Origin of the sequence: Enterovirga sp. CN4-39 (genome assembly GCF_049446235.1) — a bacterium.
Lineage (GTDB): Bacteria > Pseudomonadota > Alphaproteobacteria > Rhizobiales > Beijerinckiaceae > Enterovirga.
This window is the reverse complement of record NZ_JBMSEF010000009.1, coordinates 133,270-154,498: the sequence shown is the minus strand read 5'-3', so window position 1 is coordinate 154,498 and position 21,229 is coordinate 133,270. Positions and strand designations below refer to the sequence as shown.

The following is a 21,229-nucleotide window of genomic DNA, read 5'->3' as shown; positions in this document are numbered from 1 at the left end:
GGACGTCCGAGTTGATCAGAGGCCCAGCGAGTAGGCCGTTACCGCCCGGTACACCGACACGCAGAACACTGCAAAGGCCACGAGCGCGGCTATCCCGAACTCCACATTCTGGTTCTTGAGCAGTTGCGAGCGTCGGAAGGCGTTTGCCCCTAGGGCCGCGCAGAGCCAGGCGGCGGTCATGAGCGCCGGGAGTGCAAAGAGGTAGGAGGCGGTGCTCTCAGGCCGCTCAAAGGGATCGATCAGACCCCGGATATTCCGCACCCAGGGCGCATAGGCAGCCGCATAAGCCGAGGCGAGCCAGGCGAGCCCGACCGCTATTCCGAGATGTTCTACGAACGTCCGGTGAAGGCGCGTGAAATCATCGGGAGCACGCCCGCTTGGGATCGCCTGAGGTGTCATGTTGCCCTGCTGCCCCGCCGACGGCTGGCCGGCCTTGTGCTGGCCGACCTTTGCGCGCCATCGTTAAGCGAGGGTTACAGCGGGAAGCGCGCCTGCGGCAACCGGGCTGTTTCGTCGCAGGGAACCGTCAGGCTCCTTTTGCGTTGCGCTGCTCCATCAGCTTCACGAACCGCCCGAACAGGTAGTGGCTGTCGCGCGGGCCGGGGGAGGCCTCCGGGTGATACTGGACCGAGAAGGCCGGCCGATCGGTCAGCTCAATGCCGCAATTCGTCCCGTCGAAGAGCGATACATGCGTCTGGGCGGCGTTGCGCGGCAGGGTCGCGGGATCGACGGCAAAGCCGTGGTTCATCGACACGATCTCGACCTTCCCGGTCGTATTGTCCCGAACCGGGTGATTCGCGCCGTGATGCCCCTGGTGCATCTTCATCGTCTTGGCCCCGATCGCGAGGCTCATGAGCTGGTGCCCGAGGCAGATCCCGAAGGTCGGCACCTTCCGGTCCAGGAGTTCGCGGATCACCGGCACGGCATATTCACCCGTCGCCGCCGGATCCCCCGGACCGTTCGACAGGAAAATGCCATCCGGCTCGAGCGCGAGGATCTGGTCCGCGGTGGCGGTGGCGGGAACGACCGTCACGCGGCAGCCCGCATCCGTGAGAAGCCGCAGAATGTTGCGCTTGATGCCGAAATCGATCGCCACGACGTGGAAGCGGCCAGCTTCGCCGATGCCGTAGCCCTCGCCCAGCTTCCAAACCGTCTCCGTCCACTGGCCGTTCGCATCCCGGGTGACCATGGGGACCAGGTCGAGGCCTTCCATCGACGGCAGGCCCGCCGCCCGAGCCTTCAGGGCCTCCAGGTCGAACCGGCCCGAGGGGTCATGCGCGATCACGGCATTCGGCATCCCACGATCCCGGATGAGGGCCGTCAGGGCGCGCGTATCGACGCCAGTAATGCCGATGATCCCGCGCACCTTCAGCCAGGCATCCAGCGGCCGGGTCGCGCGCCAATTCGCCGGCTCGGTGATGCTGGCGCCGAGGACGGTGCCGCATACGCCGGAGGTCTTTTCGACATCGACGGTTTCGACATCCTCCTCGTTTGCCCCGACATTGCCGATATGCGGGAACGTGAAGGTGACGATCTGCCCGGCATAGGACGGGTCGGTCAGGATCTCCTGGTAGCCGGTCATAGAGGTGTTGAAGCAGACCTCGCCGGACGCCTCTCCCACAGCGCCGATGCCTTGTCCCTCGATCACGGTCCCGTCAGCCAGGACGAGGAGCGCGGTCGGGCGCGGCTCTTCCCAGCCGGACACTGAATCGGCGGGCGCGGGGGATTGCCGTCCCGGCAGGGCGCCGGGGGCGTGGGGCTGTTGCGACATCGGGCTGATCCGGGCTAAGTCGCGCCGACCTCGACACATTCGGTCACGGGCGCGTTTCGACACTTAGGAGCGCCTCACCGCCGCGTCAACGCGCCGGACCGTGTCATCCTGGACCAGAGCCATGCCGCTGCGCGAACGTTTCACCGAGGACCTGAAGACGGCCATGAAGGCCGGCGACAAGGCCCGCCTCTCGACGATCCGCCTGATCCAGGCCGCCCTGAAGGACAGGGACATCGAGGCGCGCGGCCAGGGGAAAGACCCGATCTCCGAAGACGAGATCCTCGCGCTCCTCCAGAAGATGGTGAAGCAGCGCCAGGAATCGGTCGCCATCTACGAGCAGAACGATCGCCCCGAACTCGCCGCTCAGGAGAAGGGCGAGATCGAGGTCATCTCGTCCTTCCTGCCCCAGCAACTCGGCGAGGCCGAGATCGACGCCGCCATCGCGGCTGCGATCGCCGATACCGGGGCCGCGTCCGTGAAGGACATGGGCAAGGTCATCGCCAAGCTTCGCGCCGACTACGCCGGCCGGATGGATTTCGGGAAGGTCAGCCCGAGGGTGAAGGACAAGCTGTCCGCGGGATAGGGTCCGGCGGGGCAGCCGCCCGCATCCCACACCTATTCCACCACGACCCGCACCGGCCGGGAGGCGCCTTCCTGGAGGGGGAGACGGACCTGGAAGCGGTGCACCCCCGGCTGCATCGGCCAGAATACCGGAAGGTCGGGATCCGTGACGGCAAAAGGCTCGCCATCGACGTACCAGACGACCTGCGGCACGCGCGGCTCCACATTCGCCTTGAGCACGATCCGGTTCGCGGCTGGCGGCGCGTCCGGGTTCCGCCACAGCCGGGCGTTCTGCTCGGGCGTCGCCACTGAAAGCTTGACCGGGCCAGGCGATGTCGGCGGGGCGTCGTCGAGCGGGTAGCCCTCCTGCCGCGCCCAGGCCCGATGGGCCGCTGGCACCACCAGTTCGAGACGCGGCCCTGCCGCAGTAGAACGCAGGACGGCGACGTCCTCGAGCGGGGGCAACTCGTCCGGCTTCACCCATTCCGTCAGGGTAGGCCCGCAGTTCCCGGCGGATCGCTTCCCTCCGATCAGGCAGAGTTCGACGGGCACCCTGCCCTCCGGCGCCGGAAAGCCGGTTTCGGCAAGGTCCCCCGGCTTCGATCCGTGCAACTCGTGCAAGATCGCCTGCGCGAGACGCGCTGCGGCCCGCCCGCCGGAGAGCGCGTTCATGGTTCCGGCATCGGGACGGCCGACCCATACGCCGACGACGTATTTGGCGGACCAGCCGAGTAGCCAAGCATCACGGTAGCCCTGGCTCGTCCCGGTCTTGAGCGCGACCGGAAACGGGAACTCGGTCGCGCCATACCGCGGGAAACTCGGTAGCCGGGCCAGGGGATCGGCCAGGAAGAGCGTCACGAGCCGCGCGCTCTCGACGGAGAGGACGCGGCGCGGCGGGGCGACGCGCTCGCCTGCGTACCAGACGAGATCGCCGATCACGCCATCCTCGGCCAAAGCCGCATAGGCCCGGACAAGCTGGTCGAGGCTCGTCGGCAGCGAGCCGATTGCCATCGAAAGCCCGAAACTCTCGGCCGGCACCTCGAGATCGTGCAATCCGAGCGCCCGGAAGTGGCGGAAGGTCGCCTCGAGGCCGATCTCGCGCAGGAGGTTCGTGGCCGGGACATTGCGGGAATTGGCGAGCGCCTGGCGAGGCAGCATCGGGCCGAGGAAGGCTCCGTCGGCATTCCCGATCCCGGCCGCGCCCTCGGCAAGATCGGCGATGACGTCGCTCGTACGGAGACGTCCTCGCTCGAGGGCGAGTGCATAGATAAAGGGCTTGAGCGTCGAGCCCGGAGAGCGCTGCACGCGCGTGAAATCGATCGCCCCGCCCCGCCGGTCGCGATAATCCACCGAGCCGAGCGAGGCGAGGACGCGGCGCGTGCCGCGCTCGACCACCCTGACGGCGACCTGCTCGGCGCCGGCCGCACGCCAGCCGGCCAGGTGCTTGCCCGCGAGCCGACTCACCCGCTCCTGAATGCCGAGATCGAGGCTCGTCGTGATACGGGGATCGCTCGCCCGCGCCGGCACGAGTTGCCCGGCCTCGCGCAGCGCCTCGAACCGAAGCAGCGCATGCAGGGCGCCTGGCCGGCGTGGTCGGGGGGGCGGCGCAATCTCGTCGAGCTGACGGTGGGCGAGCGACAGCTCCGCCCCGGTCACGATCCCCTGCCGGCCGAGCTCGTCGAGCATGGAATGCCCACGCCTGATGGCGCCGGCGAGCCCCTCCGGCCGGAGCGGATTCATCCGGGTCGGCGACTGCGGGATCGCCGACAGGAGCGCGATCTCGGCCCAGGACAGGTCCTCGACGGGCTTGTCGAGATAGAACCGGGCCGCATGCGCAATGCCGTGGCTGCCGTTGCCATAAGGCACGAGCCGCAGGTACTGCGCGAGCACCGCCTCGCGGCCGTAGCGGAGCGTCAGCGCGACGGCGGTCGCGGCCTCGAGCGCCTTCGACCCAAGATGACGCGCGGCCGGCCGCTGCATGCGGGCGACCTGCATGGCGATCGTGGAAGCGCCGGAGATGCGCCGCCCGCTCGTCAGGTTCTGCCGGACCGCGCGGGCGAGGGCGAGCGGGTCCAGCCCCGGATGCGACCGGAAGCGCCGGTCTTCCAGCGCGAGCGTCGCGGCAACCACCCGATCGGGGAGCTTCTCCAGCGGCCAATACCCGTAATCGATCTGCCGCCCGCCCCCCTCCGCCCCGGTCTCATTCCCAAGCTGCGCCAGGAACGCCCCGCTGCGATCGTAGAGGATCGGCGTGGCGGGCGGGGATTCGAGACGCGCACGGTCGAGGACGAGGAGAGCGAGGGCCGCACCGAGTGCGGTCGTGACAAGCGCAACGGTGAGGGCGAGGCGCTTCCCCTCCCCCCGCAAAAGCGGCGGGGAGGGGCTAGGGGTGGGGGGAGCCCGGCCGAACCAGCGCGTGAGAGGTCGCAACTGCCACGACCGCCCCCCACCCTTACCCTCCCCGCCGCAAGCGGGGGGAGGGAGAGGCACCCGCTCGCTCATCCCCCTACCCTCAAGCCCGGCTCCGGCAGGGCAGCCAGAATCCTCTCGACAACGCCGTCGAGGTTCTCAACGACCTCGCCGTTCCAGAAACGAAGGATGCGGTGGCCGGCCCCCTCGAGATAAGCTGCGCGAACAGCATCGTGCCGCTGCCCCGCCGGCAGCCCGTGCTGCGCACCGTCGAGTTCCACGATCACCCTCGCGCCCTGATGCGCGAAGTCGGCGAAATAGGGCCCGATCGGCACCTGACGGCGAAAGTGGCCACCCTGAAGCTCCAACAGACGAAGCTGCCGCCAGAGCCTCCGCTCCGCGGGGGTCGCGCTCCGCCGAAGACTGCGCGCCCTTGGGGTCCGAGGATCGCGCCTGTCGCGCTGATCTGCGGAGCGGGCCATCTCCCTACCGCTCGATCACCACTCGCGCACCCGCCGAGGCGCCGTAGATCCCCACTTGGTACATCGTCTCCGCCTCACCGGGCGGGGACGTGAAGGTTCCCGGGATCAGGGCGCGCGTGCGGAACACGAAGCGGTAATTGCCCTTTGGAAGCTGCTCGTAGGCGTAGAGGACGTGGTCGTCGTTGAACGCGACGTACGTCGGGGCAAGCGTCGGGCCGGCCGACGGCACGGCCTCCGCTGGGGCGGTCGCGAGGTTGGGGTTCAACGGCTCGAGCCCGGCCGCGAGCGGAAGACGGATGGCGACATGCGTCCGGTCCTCGCCGTTGACGAGCTCGGCGCTCTCCTCGACCACCTCGCCGACCTTGAGGCGGACGGCGTTGTCGTTGTCGACTTCCAGCCGCTCCATGGGCGCGCCGCCGCCCGGCACCTTGAAGAACGTCCGGGACAGCACGAAGCCGTTCGCGGCAGGCTTGGCCAGATAGCCCGGCTCGACGGGCTGGTAGCGGGTGTCGACGAGCGTCACGACCGGGCGCCCGCCGTTGTTCTCGACGCGCTGCGCCTGCGGCTCCGTCGAGACCCGTCGGACGAGCGGCGTCGAGCCGCCGAGCGTCACGCGCTCCGAGCCGCTCGGGCGCGAGAGCGTGACCGGAACGGAGGCATTCGCGGCCCGCCAAGTCTCGGCGAGCGCACGGATCGCCGCCGCATTGGCATTGGTCGAGCCCCAGCCGTTCCCCTCCCCGAGCCGGATCAGCCCGTCCCGAAGGACGGCATTGCGGGAATCCTCCGACGCCGCGACCGCGGTCGCGCGCACCATTTCGGCGAGGGTCCGGGTCTCGGAGGGCAGGATCGCCGGGCTCGCGCTCTCGCCCGAGATGCCCGCATAGATCGGGCGGCCGTCGCGGTTGAGGATGCGGACACGGCTCCAAAGCGTGTCTACTAGGCTCTCCTGCAGCCGGCGGTCATCGCCCGGCAGCTTGGAAACAGCATAGGTCGCCTCTGCGACCGCGAGGCTCGGCATCGCGTCCGCGCGGCGCGCGAGTTCGGTCGCGTAAGCCTCGTCCACGAGCCCGCCCTCGGCGAGCGCGGTCAGCGCCTCGACCCGCTCGCGCAACTCGTTGTCGCGCAGGAGCCGCGGGTAGTCGGAGCGGAGCGCGAGCTTCAGCACTTTCGAGAGGCGGTCGAGCAGGGTCTTGTCGACGCTCTCGCCCGCCTTCTCGGCCGAGACCAGGAAGCGGTAGGCCCACGCCGTCAGGGAGACATTGCCCTTCGCACGGGGCCAGAAGGCCACGAGCCCGTCCTCATCGATAGCCGCGTTGATCGAGCGCTGGGTCGAGCGGACATTGTCCGAGAGACGGTCGCCGAGCCCGCTCGCCTGCAGGATCGGCAGGAACGGCTTCAGGGCAAGGCCCGCCGACGCCGTCGCGATACGCTGCTCCGTGCAGCCATAGGGATATTCGACGAGATAGGTCATGCCCCCGATGAGTCGCACCACGACCGGATCGTTCGCGACGGTGACGGTCCGCGAATAGGAGCCCGGGCGTACGGCGCCTGAAGGCAGCGCGAGATCGACCGCCCGGCCGGACGCGATCTCCGAAACCTCGCGCCGCCTGACCGGCGGGCGGTCGGGCCGGACTGGCAGGTCGATCTGCACCGCGTCGCCCGCCTTGTCGGCGTCCCGCTGCAGCACGAAGCGCAGGCGCGCGCGCTCCTCGCCGGGCCGGGGCTCGCCGATCGTGAGCGGGAAGTCGGCCCGCGCCGGGAGGTTGCGCTCCCAGGCGAGCAGGCGTTCGGCCGGCCCTTCGAGCGCCGCGCCCTCCGCCGTGATCGCGACCCGCCCGGTGCCGCCCGGCCCTTCCACGATGCGGCCGATAAGGCCGGCATCGAACCGGTCGCCCGGGCGTACGAAGCGCGGCAGCGCCGGCTGCGCCACGAGCTCCTGCCGGATCAGCATCTCGCCGGTCGCGAAACCGAAGCGGTCCGGGCCGGAGATCGCCTTCGCCCGGAGCTTGAACACCGTCAGCGTGTCCGGAAGCTTCACCTTGATCCTGGCGATGCCATCCTCGCCCACGGGCACGCGGGGCAGGTAGACCGGGACCGGCGTGAAGTTCTTCCGCACCGAGATGTTCTCGATCCCCCAATCGTCCACGGCTTCGTCGCCACCTGGGTTCTCGTCCAGCGGAATGATGCCGAACGCCATGTTGCGCGTGTCGCGCGCCGCCATCCGGGTCGGGCGGTTCACCACGAAGGACGGCAGCGGATCGAGCGGCCGCTCTCGCGCCAGTGACAGAACCGCCTGATCCACCATCCAGAAGGTCGCCTCGCCGGCGACCGGCTTGCCGGTATCGTCCGCGAGCCGCAGAGCCACCTCGACCTCATCACCCGGGCGGGCCCGCGCGGGCGCTTCGAGCGAGGCCACAACGATGTTCTTGGCGGGCGAGACCTTCACCCATTTTGTCGCCGCAATGGTGGTGGGCTTGGCAAGGTCGAAGGGCGCGGTCGGGTTCTGCTCAGCCCCGGCAAGCCGGCCCCGCATCACGAGGAAATGGACAGCGACCTTCGGCAGTTGCTGCTTCCGCAACGTCAGCTGGTAGCGGCCGAAGCCGTTCTGGATATCGACCCAGTCGTAGAGGAACCGGCCTTCCGGCTCCTCGACGATCGCCAGCGCCCGGGCGTTCTGGAACGGGCTCTGGACGACGAGCGTCGCGGTTTCGCCCGGCGCGTATTCCTCCTTCTCGGTCGAGACCGAGACCGTTTCGGCCGGCGGCCGCGACCAAGTCACGGGCGTCGAGCCGCCCATGAAGAAGTCGACCGACACGATCTGGCGGCGCCCGATCCGGTCCGACGCCTCGACCTGAACCAGATAGACGCCCGCCTCCCGCGCCTCGAAGGACAGCTTCTGCGCTTCCGCCCCGGACGTGATCTTCCGCTCGACCAGCGTCTCATCGATCACCTGGGTCACGTATTTCGCCGAACCCTGGCTGAAATCAGAGGCTTGCAGCACCGAGCTCCAGTTCCGCCTGACGAGGCGGACATTCATATCGAGCCCTGCGAGCGGCGTGCCGTCTGCCTTGACGGCCAGGATTTCAGGCTCGATCGCACCCGCCTGAGGCAGATAGCGCGGGATCTTCACACCGAGGGTGAAGGGCGGCAGTGCCACGACGTTCTGGATGGAGCGGACCTGGATGTCGTCGTCGCCCGTAACGGTCGCCTCGACCGAATAGCGCCGCGGCTGCGCGGTCGGCTCGATCGTCGGGTCCAGCGTGAGCCGGGCCGAGCCGCCTGCATCGGTCTTCGCCTCGCGCTCCAGCACCGGCGTCGAGCGGAACTTCTGCTCGCCCGAGAAGCGGGAATCGGAGGAGAAGAGAAACCCCTCCCGGCCTGGCGGGCTCCAGACCTGCGGGAACTGCGTCACCCGCCACTTGATCGGGCGCTCGGCCACGAGGCCGCCGGCGAAGTACTTGGCGATGAGGTCGACGGAGAACTCGCCATCGAGCGGCACCTCTCGCGGGCCGTTGAGCAGCACCTCGAAGGTCGGGAGCCGATAGGCTTCCTTCTTGAACAGGAACTCGCCGCAGGTCTCCTCCTCGCCGTCCGGCTGGAAGCGGACGGAGTAGTCGCCCGTCGCCTCCGTGGTGACGTCGAACTTGTGATAGAAGCCACCGACCTGATCGAGCGAGACCGGGTACTTCCATTCCGCGTCGCCAGGCCCGTTCACGATCACCGTGCCGCCCTTCGAAGCGAAGGACAGCTCGCCGCCGAGATAGCGGCGGACCATTCCCTTGATGTGGACCGGCTCCTCCGGCCGGTAGATTGGCCGTTCGGTGAAGACGTGACAGAGGGTGCGCGCCTCCTCCCGGCGCTTCTCGTCCGGGTTCACGCTCCAGGCGAGCCAAGGCTCCTCCGGCTTCGTCCAGTTCTCGTCGCGGTATTCGGCCGGGCCGCGCGTTGGCTCGAGGACAAGCGTGTCGAGCCCCTTCTGCACGACGATGCGCCTGACCTCTCCCTTCTGCCGCGTCGCGAGGTTCCAGACGAAAGCCCCCTCCCCGTCCGTTCGGCCGCGCGCGAGTGTCACGAAGCGGTCGTTGCGCAGGCCTTCCAACCGGATATCGGCCTCCCCGACCGGGCGCGCTGTCGAGAGCGAGGTCACGGCGAAGCGGACGCGCTCGGCCTCCTCCACGGAGGTCAGGACGAGGTCCGTCACCTGGACGCGGATCCAGCGGCGCTTGCCGCCGTCGATCGGGCGGAGGCCGACCAGGTAGGTGCCCGGCTGCTCGGGTCCGGCGATCTTGGCAAACTCGGTTTTCAGATCGAGCCCGAACTTGGCCTCTCCGCCGCCGCGCTGGCTCGGCAGTTGGACGATCTCCGAGACGGGGGGTGAGCCGAGCGAGCGGATGCGCTCGGCCATGCCACCCGACCCGATGTCGCTCTTGTCCGTCCAGAGACCGGCCTCGTTGCCGGCGAGTGGCGGCGTGTCGTCGTCGCTAGTCTCGAGCCCGTCGGCCGGGAACGGCCAGAAGTGTCGGGCCAGCGGGTCGATGGCGTGGATGCGGATGTCGGCGCGCTCGTAGCCACGGCCGCGCAGCGGGATCATCTGCGGGCCGAACCGCTCCGCGATACCCTGCGCGGCGTCCCACTTCAGGCGGGGCCGGTCGGGCAGGAAGGCGAGCCTCGTTCGAAACGCCTCGCCGGCGAGCGAGCGGCCGCGCGCATCCTTCAGCGACCCGGGGTCGACGCGGAGGTCGTAGATCGTCTCCGCGCGGAAGCGGCCGGACACCTTCAGGCGCGAGCCATCCCGCTCCACCGAGAGGTCGTCCACGGCCGGCGTCAGGCGGAACGCGCCGCGTGCCCGCACGACATCCGGCATTTCGGGCTCTGCCGAGAAACTGACGACGAAGCTGCGCCTTGGCGCGGCCTCACTCTCGTTCTCGACGCCGTACTCGTTCGGGTCACATTGGTTGATGCCGTCTCTCACCTGGCGAGAGAAGCCCCGTCCGCAGCCGAATTCCGTGATCGCAAATGGAACGGCGGATCGCAGCGAGAGCTCGAAGCTCGGATCGTCGAGCCCCGGCTCATCGGATAGCCTCAGGCGCAGGATGGCGAGACGCCCGTCCGGCACGGGCTGGCGCAAGCGGACGAGATAGGATTGCCCGTCCGAGCGCCTGGCGCGCTCGAGCGCCTTGATCTCGAAATCCCCCGCGCCCAGCACCTGCCCGCTTTCCGCACCGATGCCCGGCAGCGGCCGCAGTTCGACGGAAAGGAGGCGACGTAGCGCCTCGACCTCGACCGGTTCCGGGAAGGTCAGCCCGAACTGATCGAGATCGGGGATGCCGTCGCGGTTTGGCTCGGGGGACGTCGCGCTCGGGGTGGGCAGAAGCGGGACCAGCCGCGTGGTCTTGCCCGCCGCCGCGATCTCTACCCGCTCCAGCGGCCGCCAGGTCTCGGCGGGGCGGAACTGCAATGTGCGGGCGTTCAGCCATTGCCAGGATCCCGCGGCCGCCGGGGACATCTTAACCACGCGGCCGGGATCGTCCTCAGGCCCGCCGGAGGCAGGCCCGGTGTCAGCCGCAAAGAAGATGGTGATCGGATCCCAGCGGCGCAGGAATTTCTCGGGCACGACGCTCGCGCCGTCTGCGCGTTGCAGCCGGTCGAGCTGGACCGGCGGGCGTGGCGGCTCCGCGGCGAGGTTCTGGGCCGAGGCGGCGGCCGGGAGGAGTAGCGAACCCGCCAAGGCGAGCACCCGAACGACTTCCCTCCCCCTCGTCAGGAGGGCATCGGGCGCGGGTCTCCTCTCCCAGCGGGGTAGCTGGCAGGCGCGAAGCGCCTGACGGAGGGGGACGGACCCTTCCCCGGTTCGAACCTCCGGCTCGACTTTGCCCGCCCCGCTGAGGGGAGAGAAGAACCGCTGCGTCAGGACAGCGAGAGAGCGCTTCATCGACGGGCCCTCAGCGGGTGGGCGCGGTCGGGGCGAGGCCGACCATCTGCAGGTAAGTCCGGACGACGTCCGGCGGCGGGCCGGCGGGGGGCGGCTCCAAGCCGACGATCGCGGGCCGGACGATCGCCGTCCGGCCATCCGCCGGAATGCTCGCCTCGAGCACGTAGCGGCCAGGCTCCAGCTTCTGAAGCTGCGCCACCCCTCTTCCGAGCGGGCGGCCCGATGCATCGAGCAGCCGCACGGAGGCAATGTCCGGCTCGGCTCGCACGCCGATTCCGATCTCTGCCGAACGCTTGGCCTCGAAGCCGAAGAGCACGGCTCCGCCCGCCGCAACTGTCACCGGCTCTCCAATTCCCTCCCCGGCGGGGATCACGGCGCTCGCCGTGAGTTCGACCGAACCCGCAAGGGCGCCGTCATGGGGGGAATAGAGACGGAGGGCGGCGTCGCCCGGGGTTAGGAGGGCGTGGAACTCCGCCCCCGACGGGAAGGCGAGCTGCGGGGCGGACCCACCCTGCTGCGCTAGCGCCAGGATCACCGGCGCGCTCGTGCGAACGTGAAGGAGTTTTGGCCCGTCTGCCTTGAGGGCGAGCGACATGGCGGGGCCGTCGAGCTTCACCACCGACGGGAGTTCCACCGGTTGCGTGACGGGCTCCGGCCAGGGGGAGCGCCCGCCACGCTCGAGCCAGGCCGCAACGAGGCCGCCCTTGTGGGACAAGATGAGCTCGCCGGGCCCGGAAAGGGGAATCGAGCCGCCCCGCAGCACGCGGCCGTTCTTGCCCGTGAAGGTCGCATCGGCCCCGGCCGTCATGAGCCGATCCCCAGGCTCAGCCACGACCCGGAGGGCGAGCGACCCGGCGGCGCCGAAGAAGCGCTTCAGCGCCGCGTCGGCCTTCAGCTCGGCCAGTCCCTCCCCGGCCGGCGCCACGGCGAGCCGGACGGGCCTTGCCTCCGGCGTCAGGTTCACGAGCAGGACGTTCGTCCACTCGCCGGTCGCGGTCCGGGTCAGGGTCTCGTTGCCGGCCCAGACCGTCATCGCGTGCGGGTGCGCCCAGTCCGCAATGGCGGCGGTCCCGGCAGGCAGATCGAAGGTGAGGCGCTTGAGGCCTGCAGGCAGCCGGACCGGCTGCGCCGTTCCAGCCTGGACGAGGCCGGAGAACTCCGTCGCCTTACGCACCTCCTCGACAAGCTTCAGGTCGCGCGCGCCGATCCGGACCGGAAGGGCGTCCGAGCCGCCAGCATTCCAGGCTCGGAGCGCCTCGTAGCCGCCGAGCGCAACCGCGCTCCCGCTCGCGACCCCCATGCCGCGGCCTCCGGAGAGGCCCGGCTGGCCGAAAGTGGAGGTCGCGCGCCAGACCCGCACCTCGCCCGCGCCCGGCGCGACCTTGGGCCAGTTCGCTTTGCCCTCGGCCGGAACGGTCAGAGGCATCTCGTCCAGCGGCAGGGCGGCGGGCTCGAGTTCGACCTTGCCGGGATCGCCGCGCGAAACGAGCCAGACCGTGTCGCCTTGCGGCACAATATTCCCATCCGCTGGCCGGAGCGCCTGCCCGGAGACAGAGCCCTGCAACAAGTTCCGGGGTGCCTGCCTGAATGTGAGCACACCGGAGCCAGGCGCGGCCGTCAGGTCGATGCGAACATCGCCCGAGACACGCCCGAGCGGCACAGGATCAAAGGATAGCAGGCCCGTTCCGCCGGGCTCCCGGTGGATGGCGCGCGCCGCGATTTCGATCCGTGCCAAGCCCCCATCCACCGTCCAGGCCGCCACGCGCCAGGGCCGGGAGGCATCGCCGTCACCCGGCGCGGCCACGAGCGGCGACAAACCGCGATCGGTGCCGATGACCGTCCAGCGACCGCCCGCCTCGTGGCGCTCGAGGGAGAGCACGGATTCCGTGCCGGCCTTCGCGGCCACGACGAGCAGATGCCCTGCCTCGACGGCGGGAAGGCCGAAGACCCGCACACCGGCTGCTTCGACCACGCGCTCGCCCTCGCCGTCGAGCGCGGGCTGCTCGACGCTTTCCGGCAGCGCGAGGCGGATCTCGATGCGGTGGTCGGCCGGCGGGGTCTCGTCTCGGGTCTCCGCGTCCGCGACAGCCTGCTCGCTGGCCGGCTGCTCGCCACTCTCGGCTTCGGCAGTCTCGTCCGTCGGGGCGGGCTCGGCCTCGTTCTCCGCTGCTGCGTCCACGCTCTCGGCACCGGGAGGTGACTCATCCTGGCGAACGGGGGCGCCTTCCACGGGCGACAGTTCGAGCGTGTAGGCCCCTGCCGGCAGGCGGCGGGACAGGCCAATGTTCCAGTCGTCCGCCCGGTCGTCGAGGCGCTCGATGACCCTGCCCTCGGAGTCCTTCAGGATTCCGCGAAGATCCGTCCGGCCGAAGGTCGTCAGGCTGACGACGCGATCCTCTGCGATGGCAAAGGGCACAGTCACGGGAAGCTCGACCTTGCGCACCACGCCCGGCTGCAGCTCTTTCGCGGAGAGCGACACGCGATAATCGAGCCGGTCGTTGCGGCCCTGCGCGCGCGCCTCCAGGGTGTAGCGGCCGGGTTGCAGGCGGCCCGAAAAACCCTGCTTGCCGACGACCCTGGCCACGGGCTGGGTCTCGCCATCCTTGAAGAGCTCGCCCGCCATGCCGTCCGAGAGGCTGAGCGTCACCTCCGCAGGCCCGGCGAGTGCGAAGGCCCAGCGGTCCGGCACCCGCTCCTGTCCCAGGGCGGCCGGCTCGCGCCATTGGAAGGGTGCCTCGGCGTCGAAGGGCAGCGGATGCGGCCCGCGCCCCGAGAGCTCGCGTTCCGGGACAATGCGGGTGAGCCGCACGACGGCCCGCGCTTCGACGGACGGCGGCAGGAGCACGAGGCGGTAGCTTCCCGGCTCGAAAACGCGCTCGAGCGTGGTGAGCGGACCGGGAGCGGCGAGTGGCCACCCTTCCGCATCCTCCAGCCGGGCGCGGAACGGCTCGCCGAGTGCAAAGAGCTCCAGGCGATAGCGCCCGGCTTCCGCGATTTCGATCGGGAATACGGCCCCGACGCCGTCGGCGAGCGTGGCGCGCACGCTGGTTTCCGGCGCGAGCACGCCCCGTTCGGGCAGGGAAGCGGGCACGGCGGTTAGCCCGAGCCGGCCGGCGGAATCCTGCGCCTTCACGGCGACTCGATAGCGGCCGACCTTCAGATAGGTGAGGGACAGCGCATTTTGCCCTGCTCCATTCGCCTCAGCCTTGTCGATCCGTGGCAGAAAGGAGGTCGCGAGCATCAGGCTCGTCCTGAGCCGGCCCAGCGTCTCGATGCGGTAGAGCCCGCCTTCCTTGACGTCGACCGCAAAACTCCTCTGCGCATCCCGGGCGAGGTCGAAGAAGCGTGGGGTGCCGGCCGTCACGGCCTCGAGTTGCTCGGCCGCGGGCGGCGGCGCGACAGGCGTGTGCTTAGTCGGATCCAGCCACGAGAGGACGGTGCCGCGGGCTTGGGCCGGGGCCGGGAGGCGCACGGTAGCCGAGCGGCCATTCGCAAGCTGCCTCTCGTCGGCCAGTGCCAACGCAACCGGAACGCCGTTCACGGCCACGGCCGCCAGGCTACCCGCCTTCGGCATGCGCACGGGAACGTCGAGCGGCTGCCCCGCCGCCTGATAGAGCGGGAGCGGGGCCGCTTCGAGGTCTGCCGGCAGGAGGCGGGCGACCGGCGCGAGCACCAGGCCCGGCGCCTCGTTGGCCAGGATCTGATAGTTGCCGTTCTGGTCGAGGTTCTGGATGCCGAGCGGGATGGAGGGACGCGCCGCCTGTGCCCTCAGGGGCTCGGCCGAGACCCCGGGCGGTCCGAGCGTCACGTCGAGCGCCCCGAAGGCACCCGCGACCGGGGCCAGCGTCAGCTTGTACCAGCCCGGCTCGAGATCCCAGCGCGGCGTCCGGCCGTCCGTACGCGGCGGGCGGCCGCCGAGAAGCGGAGTGATCGTGGCGTTCGTCTTCGGCCCGGTGGTGGCCACCGCAATCGGCGTCGCTCCCGTGATCTCGAAGATCAGGCTGGCCGTCCCCCGGAGATTCAGCTTCTGGCGCCAGGCCATGCCCGGGCCGACCTGCGGCGCATTGGAGGCGAGGACACGGCCGCCCCTGCCCTGTTCGAACCGGGCGAGGAGCACCGTCGCCGGGACCTCGTCTCCGCCCTCCCCGGCGACATCCACCGCGATCCAGTGCGGGCCGCCCCCCGAGATGCGGCGCGAGGCCGAAGGATCGAGAGCACGCAGGCGGAAGGGCTGTCCCTCCTGGCCCGACACCTCGACGACAGCCGGCTTCGATGGGTCGCCGCTGCTGGACAGCGTTACGAACGGCTCGCGCGTCGCCTTCGAGATGGCGGCCGTGACCGCGGAACCGGTCTCGCGGCGCACGGAGAGGGTCGCCGCGGTGGGCTCGGGAAGCTCAAGAAGGAACTGGGTTGCGGCGCCGGGCGCCTCGAAGCGGGCCGCACCCGTCGGGCCGATCGTGCCCTCGACCCATCCGCCCATTGGCTCGGGAAGCCCGAGCCTGACGTGAAGCGGTTCGGCCGGATCGCCGTCCGTCCAGGCGAGCTTCGGCCCGCCATAGGCGGTGATCAGATAGAGGCCCGGCTCGACCTCGCCATCGATCCGGGCGCGGGTGAGCGGATGGCCTGATTTTGGCGTTACCCGCGAGATTCTAGGCTCGACAGGTGCGAGGTCCCGCCCATTCTGCCAGAGGCGCAGGTCCGCAAGGCTGCGCCCCGCCGCCTCGACCGAGACGCGGCCGGGCTTTTCGACCTGGAACCACCAGGAACGCTGGGTCAGATCGGACAGGTCGGTCGAGGCCGCGCCGCCATGGGCCAGTGCCGCCGATATCTCGCCGCGTTCGCGGACCGGCTCGATCACCAGCTTGGCCTCGCCCGGCGCATTCGGCGCACCAAGGACCCGAAGCTTGTAGGTGCCCGCGTCGAGGAGTTCGTCGATCCGGCCGTCCTTCACGCCCGGCTCGCCCTGGTGCTCGCCCGGTCCCGACATCTGGCTCACGAGTTGCAGAGCCATGCCGGTCCGGCTCTCGGCGCGGATCGCAAAGCGGCCGGGAGACTGCACCGCGAGCATCACGTCTGTCCGGCCGGCGGCTGGAACCGTGCTGCGCGACAGCGAGGCTTCCGCGGGAGCGGCCGAGACCGGCAGCGCCGCGACCGGAGGAAGAGGGGGCGACGGCAGTACCTGGGCGTCCGTCGGCGCCGCGGCGGGTCCAGGCCGCACGGCCGCGCCGGGGTTGGCGGGCGGCAGGGGCATCGCGGCCGCTGGGGTGGCAGCGGCCGCAGCGTTCATGGCCGTGAGTCGGGTTCGATAAAGGCCCTGCAGGCACGCGGCCACGCGCTGGAGCGGCTCGTTCTTCGAGGCGCAGAGGCGGTCGCGGTTCGCAAGCCAGCTCCGCTGCTCGCCCCGCAATGCGCCGGCTTGCGCCGGCTCACGGCCGAGGCGCGCCGAATAGGCGATCGCTAGCGCGCGATCCTGCTCGATCAGCCCCGGCGTCGCGCAGATCGCCTGCTCGACCGGCGTGCGAGCCTTTGTACAGTCGAGGCCCTGGGCCGCAGCCGGCAGCGCCCCGACGAGAAGGCCTATCGCGAGGACTGACGCTCTGGTGGGCTGCATCCGACTGGGACCCCTCCGAGCTCGCGCCCGCAAGCTTAACAGGTCTTGAGATAATCGCGATCCATGCCGGCTCTGTTTCGGCAGGCGCTCCAACCTGAAACGATGCCGCACGGCACGAAATCAAGGGCCCGAACCACGCAATTCACACGACACCGCGATCCCGCAGAGAGAGGCCGAACGGAGAACGGCCCGGTGACGAGGCTGCAGGGAGGCATGATGTCGACGAAACTGAAGATGGCGGGAACGGCAGCCGCGCTCGCCGCGGCGCTCGGCGAGTTCGTGCTGATCAGCGCCGGCGAGAGCGCGTCCGTGGCGGCGGCGCCCGCCGCCCTCGCACCTGCGCCATCCGCTTCGCTGGACGCGAAGCCTGCGCCCGCGCACCAGGCAGCCGCCGCCGATTGCGGGAAGCAGGCCTGGCCCTACGTGGCGCCCGAATGCCTCGCCGCCGCCAGAGGCACGCCGGTCCGCAAGGCCATCCGCGCCATCGAGGTCAGCGCCCGCTGAACTCGTTCACTGCAGGTCGACCTTGTCGAAAGCGTGCCGGCCGAGGAGGTCCATGCGGAAGCCCGTGACCTCCTTGCGGGTCGCCATGAAGACCAGCGAATGGGCGATCGGCACCCAGGGCGCCTCGCGTTTCGCAATGGCCTGTGCCTCCCGATAGAGGCCCTCGCGTTCGTTGCGATCGAGAATGCGCTTCGCCCGGGTGACCAGGCTGTCATAGGTGGGCTCGCACCATTTGGCGATATTGTTGCCGCCCGGACGGGCGGATGTGCAGCCGAGCAGAACATCGAGGAAGTTGTCCGGATCGCCGATATCGCCTGTCCAGCCGAACAGCGCCATGGGCGCTTCCCCGGCCAGCAGCTTCGCCCGGTAGGCACTCCAGTCGGCCGTCAACAGGCGCAGCCGGATCCCGAGCTTGGCGAGGTCCGCCTGGATCATCTCTGCCACACGCTTGCCATTCGGATTGTAGGGGCGGCTGACCGGCAGGTACCACAGCTCGGTCTCGAACCCGGCGGCGTGGCCCGCCTCCGCGAGCAGCTTCCGCGCGCCTTCCAGGTCGAAGGGGTAGTCGCGGATCTCGGCGTTGAAGGACCAGAGCATGGGCGGGAACGGGTTCTTCGCCACTGTCCCGGCGCCACCATAGACGGCCTCCACGATCGCGGCCCTGTCCATTGCCATGTTCACCGCGCGGCGCACGCGCACGTCGTCGAACGGCTTCATCGTCGTGTTCAGCCCGACATAGCCGATGTTCAGCCCCTCCTGGCTCAGGAGCCGCAAGGCAGGGTCGGCGGAGATGCGGTCGGCGTCGGCGGGGTTTGGATAGGCCATCACGTGGCATTCGCCAGACTTGAGCTTCGTCAGCCTGACGGCCGCATTCGGCGTGATGGAGAAAACTAGCGTGTCGACCGGCTGGCGCCCGCCCCAGTAATCCTCGAAGGCGCGATAGCGAACGACGACGTCCTTCTGGTAGCCCGCGAAAACGAAGGGCCCCGTCCCGATCGGCGCCTCGTCGATGAGCTCCTTTCGGCCTTCGCGCGCCAGGAATTGCCCGTATTCGGCCGAGAGCACCACGTTGAAGGGCATCCCGAGGCTCGGCAGGAACGTCGCCTCTGGCCGCTTGATGGTGATCCGGAGCGTGTGGTCGTCGATTTTCTCGACGCGCTCGAGCAATTCCGGCATCCCGACGTCGCGGAAGTAATCGTACTGGCCGCCAGAGATTTTGTGGAACGGGTGGCTCTGCTTCCATTGCCGCTCGAGCGAGAAGATGACGTCATCCGCGTTGAGGTCGCGCGACGGCTTGAAGCGCTCGCTCGCGTGAAACTTCACGCCCCGCCGGAGGTGGAACGTATAGGCGAGCCCGTCCTCGGAGATCGTCCAGCTTTCAGCCAGCGCGGGAACAGGCTGCAGCGTCCCGCTATCCAGCTCCACCAGATTGTTGAACATCGGGCGTCCGGCATTCATTCCGGTCGTGTCCGTCACGAGCTGGGGATTGAGCGACCGGGGATCGCCCTCCGAGCAGAAGACCAGGGTCTTGGCGGGGGCCGCCGAGACGGCCAGGAGACCGAGAAGGCTCAGCCCGAAAGCGGTTCTCATGTCCCCTCCTCCACAAGCTCGGCCTTGCGCCGCGCGTCCGCTTCCGGCCCCGCCGGGACCGTCGCAGGGATGTCGATCCGGACGGTCGTGCCCTCCCCGCGGCGGCTCTCGATGTCGATCCGCCCTCCGAGCGTTCCCGTCACCAGATTGTAGATGATGTGGAGCCCGAGGCCGGTCGAACCTCGGTCCCGGCCGGTCGTGTAGAATGGGTCGAATATTTTAGGGAGGTGCTCGGGCGCGATGCCGACGCCGTCGTCGGAGAATTCGATCCTCACCCAATCGCTCGGCAGGGTCGTGGCGACGAGCGAGAGATGCCCCCTGCGGCCATCCGGGAAAGCGTGGTCCCGCGCGTTGGAGATCAGGTTCGTGATCACCTGGACGAGCGCGCCCGGATAGGAGTCCAGCATGAGATCGTCAGGGCACTCAGCGCTCATCTCGTGCCCTGCGCGGCGCAGCATCGGGCCGAGGCTCGTGAGCAACTCGTGTAGCCAGCCCTTCAGCTCGAACCGCCGGCGCTCTCCCGATGCCTGGTCGGCGGCGATCTGCTTGAAGCTGTAGACCAGCTCTGCCGCGCGGTTCAGGTTGACGAAGGTGAGGCGGGCGCCCTCCGACAGGCGATCGACGGCACGCGTCATGTCCGACCGGAGGAGACGCCCGCTCTCGACCTTCTTGCGCAGCGTCTCCACCTCGCTTTCGAGCGCCGTCGAGGTCGTCATCGCGACCCCGACCGGCGTGTTGATCTCGTGGGCCACGCCCGCCACGAGCTGGCCGAGGGACGCGAGCTTCTCGGCTTGGATCAGGCTGCGCTGCGCGTCCCGAAGCTCGGCCAGGGCGATGTCGGCACATTCCTTGGCGCCGCGCAGGTCGCGCTCCCGCCGGCTGAGCTCGGTCACGAAGACGTTCGCGGCCCGGGCCATGGCGCCGAGTTCGTCCCGGCGGTTTGCCTCCTCGATCAGGCTGCCGGCCGGGTTGGCCGCAAGCCCGATCATGCGCCGCTGCAGATTGCGCAACGGCCGGGTGATGGAGCGCGCGACCACATAGGCCGTCAGTGAGCCGAGCAGGAGCCCGATCGCCGCGCCGATCACCAGCGTCGTCCGGACAAGATGGCCGATGCGGTCCGCATTGGAGGTGAGTGTCTCGTAGACGCCGCTCGCCCGGGACGTCATGACCTCGGCGGTCTCCATCATGCGCGAGAGGATCGCATTCTGCTCGCGGATGCTCTCTCCGGCCGCCGCCAGGCGCTCCTGCCACTGACTCGTGGCCTCCATCATTTCGGTCTGGATCAGCGGCGAGATCGGCAACTCGCCGATGGTGCGCGCCAGGATCTTGCTCTCGCCCACCATGCGGGCGACCGCATCCGCATCGCGCCTTGCAAGCGCGGTGGTCGTGAGCCGCTCCAGTTCCAGCATCTCGATGGCGATGTTCTGCGTCGCCTGCTCCGTCTCGGCCGCCTGGACGGCATAGGTGAGAAGCTGTGTCACCTCGTCGTGGAGCGCGCGTTCCTCGGTCGCGTTCACCTTGATGAGGCGCTCGATCCAGTCGTCGAACCGCCTCGCGCCATCACGGGTCACCGCCCCGGCGACGCTCACCTTCAGCTGGTCGGCCGCGCGGGAATCGCCGGCGGCCCGCAGGCTGTCCGCAAGCCGTTCCGCCGCGTTCCTGATCCGCGCCTCCGCGAGCAGCGACGTGTCCCCTGCCGCCTGGCCGTCACCCGCCGCGACCAGCCGCCCTTCGAGCGCGGCGGCCCGCAGGTCATGCGCGCCACTGACGATGTCGCGGGCTTGGCGGAGCTTCCGGTCGCCTCCCGTGATCGACGCGATGATGTCGGCATTGGAGGCGTGCTGTCGCGTGCGGGCGCGATCGGTCAGCACGACCAGCGACGCGGTCCGGGCGTTCAGTTCGGCAACCTTCTGATCGCTCGCCCGCGTCAGGGACCTGAGCTGCGCCATCTCGCCCGAATAGCTGTCGAGGATGCGCAGCAACTCCTCGGCCGTGGTCCGCTGGGTATCCGCGCCGGAATCGTCGAGTTCCGCGAGGAGGGCACGGGCTCGCGCCGCGGCCGCGTTGAAGCGCTCCGCCTGCTGCTCACGCCCGCCCGGCTGCGCCCGGATGTAGCTCTCCCGGGCATTCACGACCTGGACCAGATCGCTCAGGGCGGCGCCGGCCAGCGCGGCTCCGCTTCGCGCGCGCTCGGCCTGGTCGAGGAGGAGCCACGCGATGAGCGCGATCGCCGCCGCGACCGTGATCGGGATGATCCCGACCAGGGCGACTTTGTAACGGATGCGCATCTGCTCGGGTCTGGGCTCGTGGTCTCTCGTTAGGGCGGCGCGGGCGACTGCTCGCACTCCAATGTTTCAATCTCAATTCGT

At 69.7% G+C, this 21,229-nt stretch carries 10 protein-coding genes; 2 read left to right on the top strand and 8 right to left on the bottom strand.

Features of this window, described 5'->3' with window-relative positions; all coding sequences use genetic code 11:
* Positions 1-15 precede the first annotated feature (15 nt).
* The gene (locus ACO2SS_RS16160) at positions 16-399 is read right to left on the bottom strand and encodes a hypothetical protein (RefSeq protein ID WP_423278770.1); all 384 of its coding nucleotides are present in this window, start codon (positions 397-399) and stop codon (positions 16-18) included.
* Between the two features lie 127 nt (positions 400-526).
* On the bottom strand, positions 527-1,771 hold the full coding sequence (gene carA / locus ACO2SS_RS16155; RefSeq protein WP_423278768.1) for a glutamine-hydrolyzing carbamoyl-phosphate synthase small subunit: 1,245 nt from the start codon (positions 1,769-1,771) through the stop codon (positions 527-529).
* 121 nt (positions 1,772-1,892) lie between these two features.
* Here carA and ACO2SS_RS16150 point away from each other — a divergent pair, with 121 nt between their 5' ends.
* Complete coding sequence (locus ACO2SS_RS16150; RefSeq protein WP_423278766.1) at positions 1,893-2,354, top strand: GatB/YqeY domain-containing protein; 462 nt, start codon at positions 1,893-1,895, stop codon at positions 2,352-2,354.
* Positions 2,355-2,386: 32 nt separating this feature from the next.
* On the opposite strand, the gene ACO2SS_RS16145 is transcribed toward ACO2SS_RS16150, so the two are convergent.
* From ACO2SS_RS16145 to ACO2SS_RS16130, 4 genes are all read right to left on the bottom strand, one after another.
* A complete protein-coding gene (locus ACO2SS_RS16145; RefSeq protein WP_423278764.1) occupies positions 2,387-4,762 on the bottom strand; it encodes a transglycosylase domain-containing protein in 2,376 nt (791 codons plus the stop codon).
* 68 nt (positions 4,763-4,830) lie between these two features.
* Entirely contained in the window at positions 4,831-5,223 is a 393-nt protein-coding gene (locus ACO2SS_RS16140) for an endonuclease domain-containing protein (protein WP_423278762.1), read from the bottom strand.
* A 4-nt stretch (positions 5,224-5,227) separates the two neighbouring features.
* Positions 5,228-10,960, bottom strand: a complete 5,733-nt coding sequence (locus ACO2SS_RS16135; protein WP_423278760.1) for an alpha-2-macroglobulin — start codon at positions 10,958-10,960, stop codon at positions 5,228-5,230.
* Positions 10,961-11,165: 205 nt separating this feature from the next.
* The gene (locus ACO2SS_RS16130) at positions 11,166-16,766 is read right to left on the bottom strand and encodes a lysozyme inhibitor LprI family protein (protein WP_423278758.1); all 5,601 of its coding nucleotides are present in this window, start codon (positions 16,764-16,766) and stop codon (positions 11,166-11,168) included.
* Between the two features lie 213 nt (positions 16,767-16,979).
* Here ACO2SS_RS16130 and ACO2SS_RS16125 point away from each other — a divergent pair, with 213 nt between their 5' ends.
* Positions 16,980-17,270 carry a hypothetical protein gene (locus ACO2SS_RS16125; RefSeq protein WP_423278756.1) on the top strand — a complete coding sequence of 97 codons (291 nt, stop codon included), beginning with the start codon at positions 16,980-16,982 and terminating at the stop codon, positions 17,268-17,270.
* A gap of 6 nt (positions 17,271-17,276) precedes the next feature.
* Here the strand turns inward: ACO2SS_RS16125 and ACO2SS_RS16120 are convergent, their stop codons facing one another.
* Together ACO2SS_RS16120 and ACO2SS_RS16115 are read right to left on the bottom strand one after the other, a co-directional pair.
* Positions 17,277-18,860: an ABC transporter substrate-binding protein gene (locus ACO2SS_RS16120; protein ID WP_423278754.1), complete on the bottom strand. Its 1,584-nt coding sequence runs from the start codon at positions 18,858-18,860 to the stop codon at positions 17,277-17,279.
* Complete coding sequence (locus tag ACO2SS_RS16115; protein ID WP_423278752.1) at positions 18,857-21,148, bottom strand: ATP-binding protein; 2,292 nt, start codon at positions 21,146-21,148, stop codon at positions 18,857-18,859. The genes ACO2SS_RS16120 and ACO2SS_RS16115 overlap by 4 nt, the downstream gene beginning before the upstream one ends.
* Between the last annotated feature and the right edge of the window lie 81 nt (positions 21,149-21,229).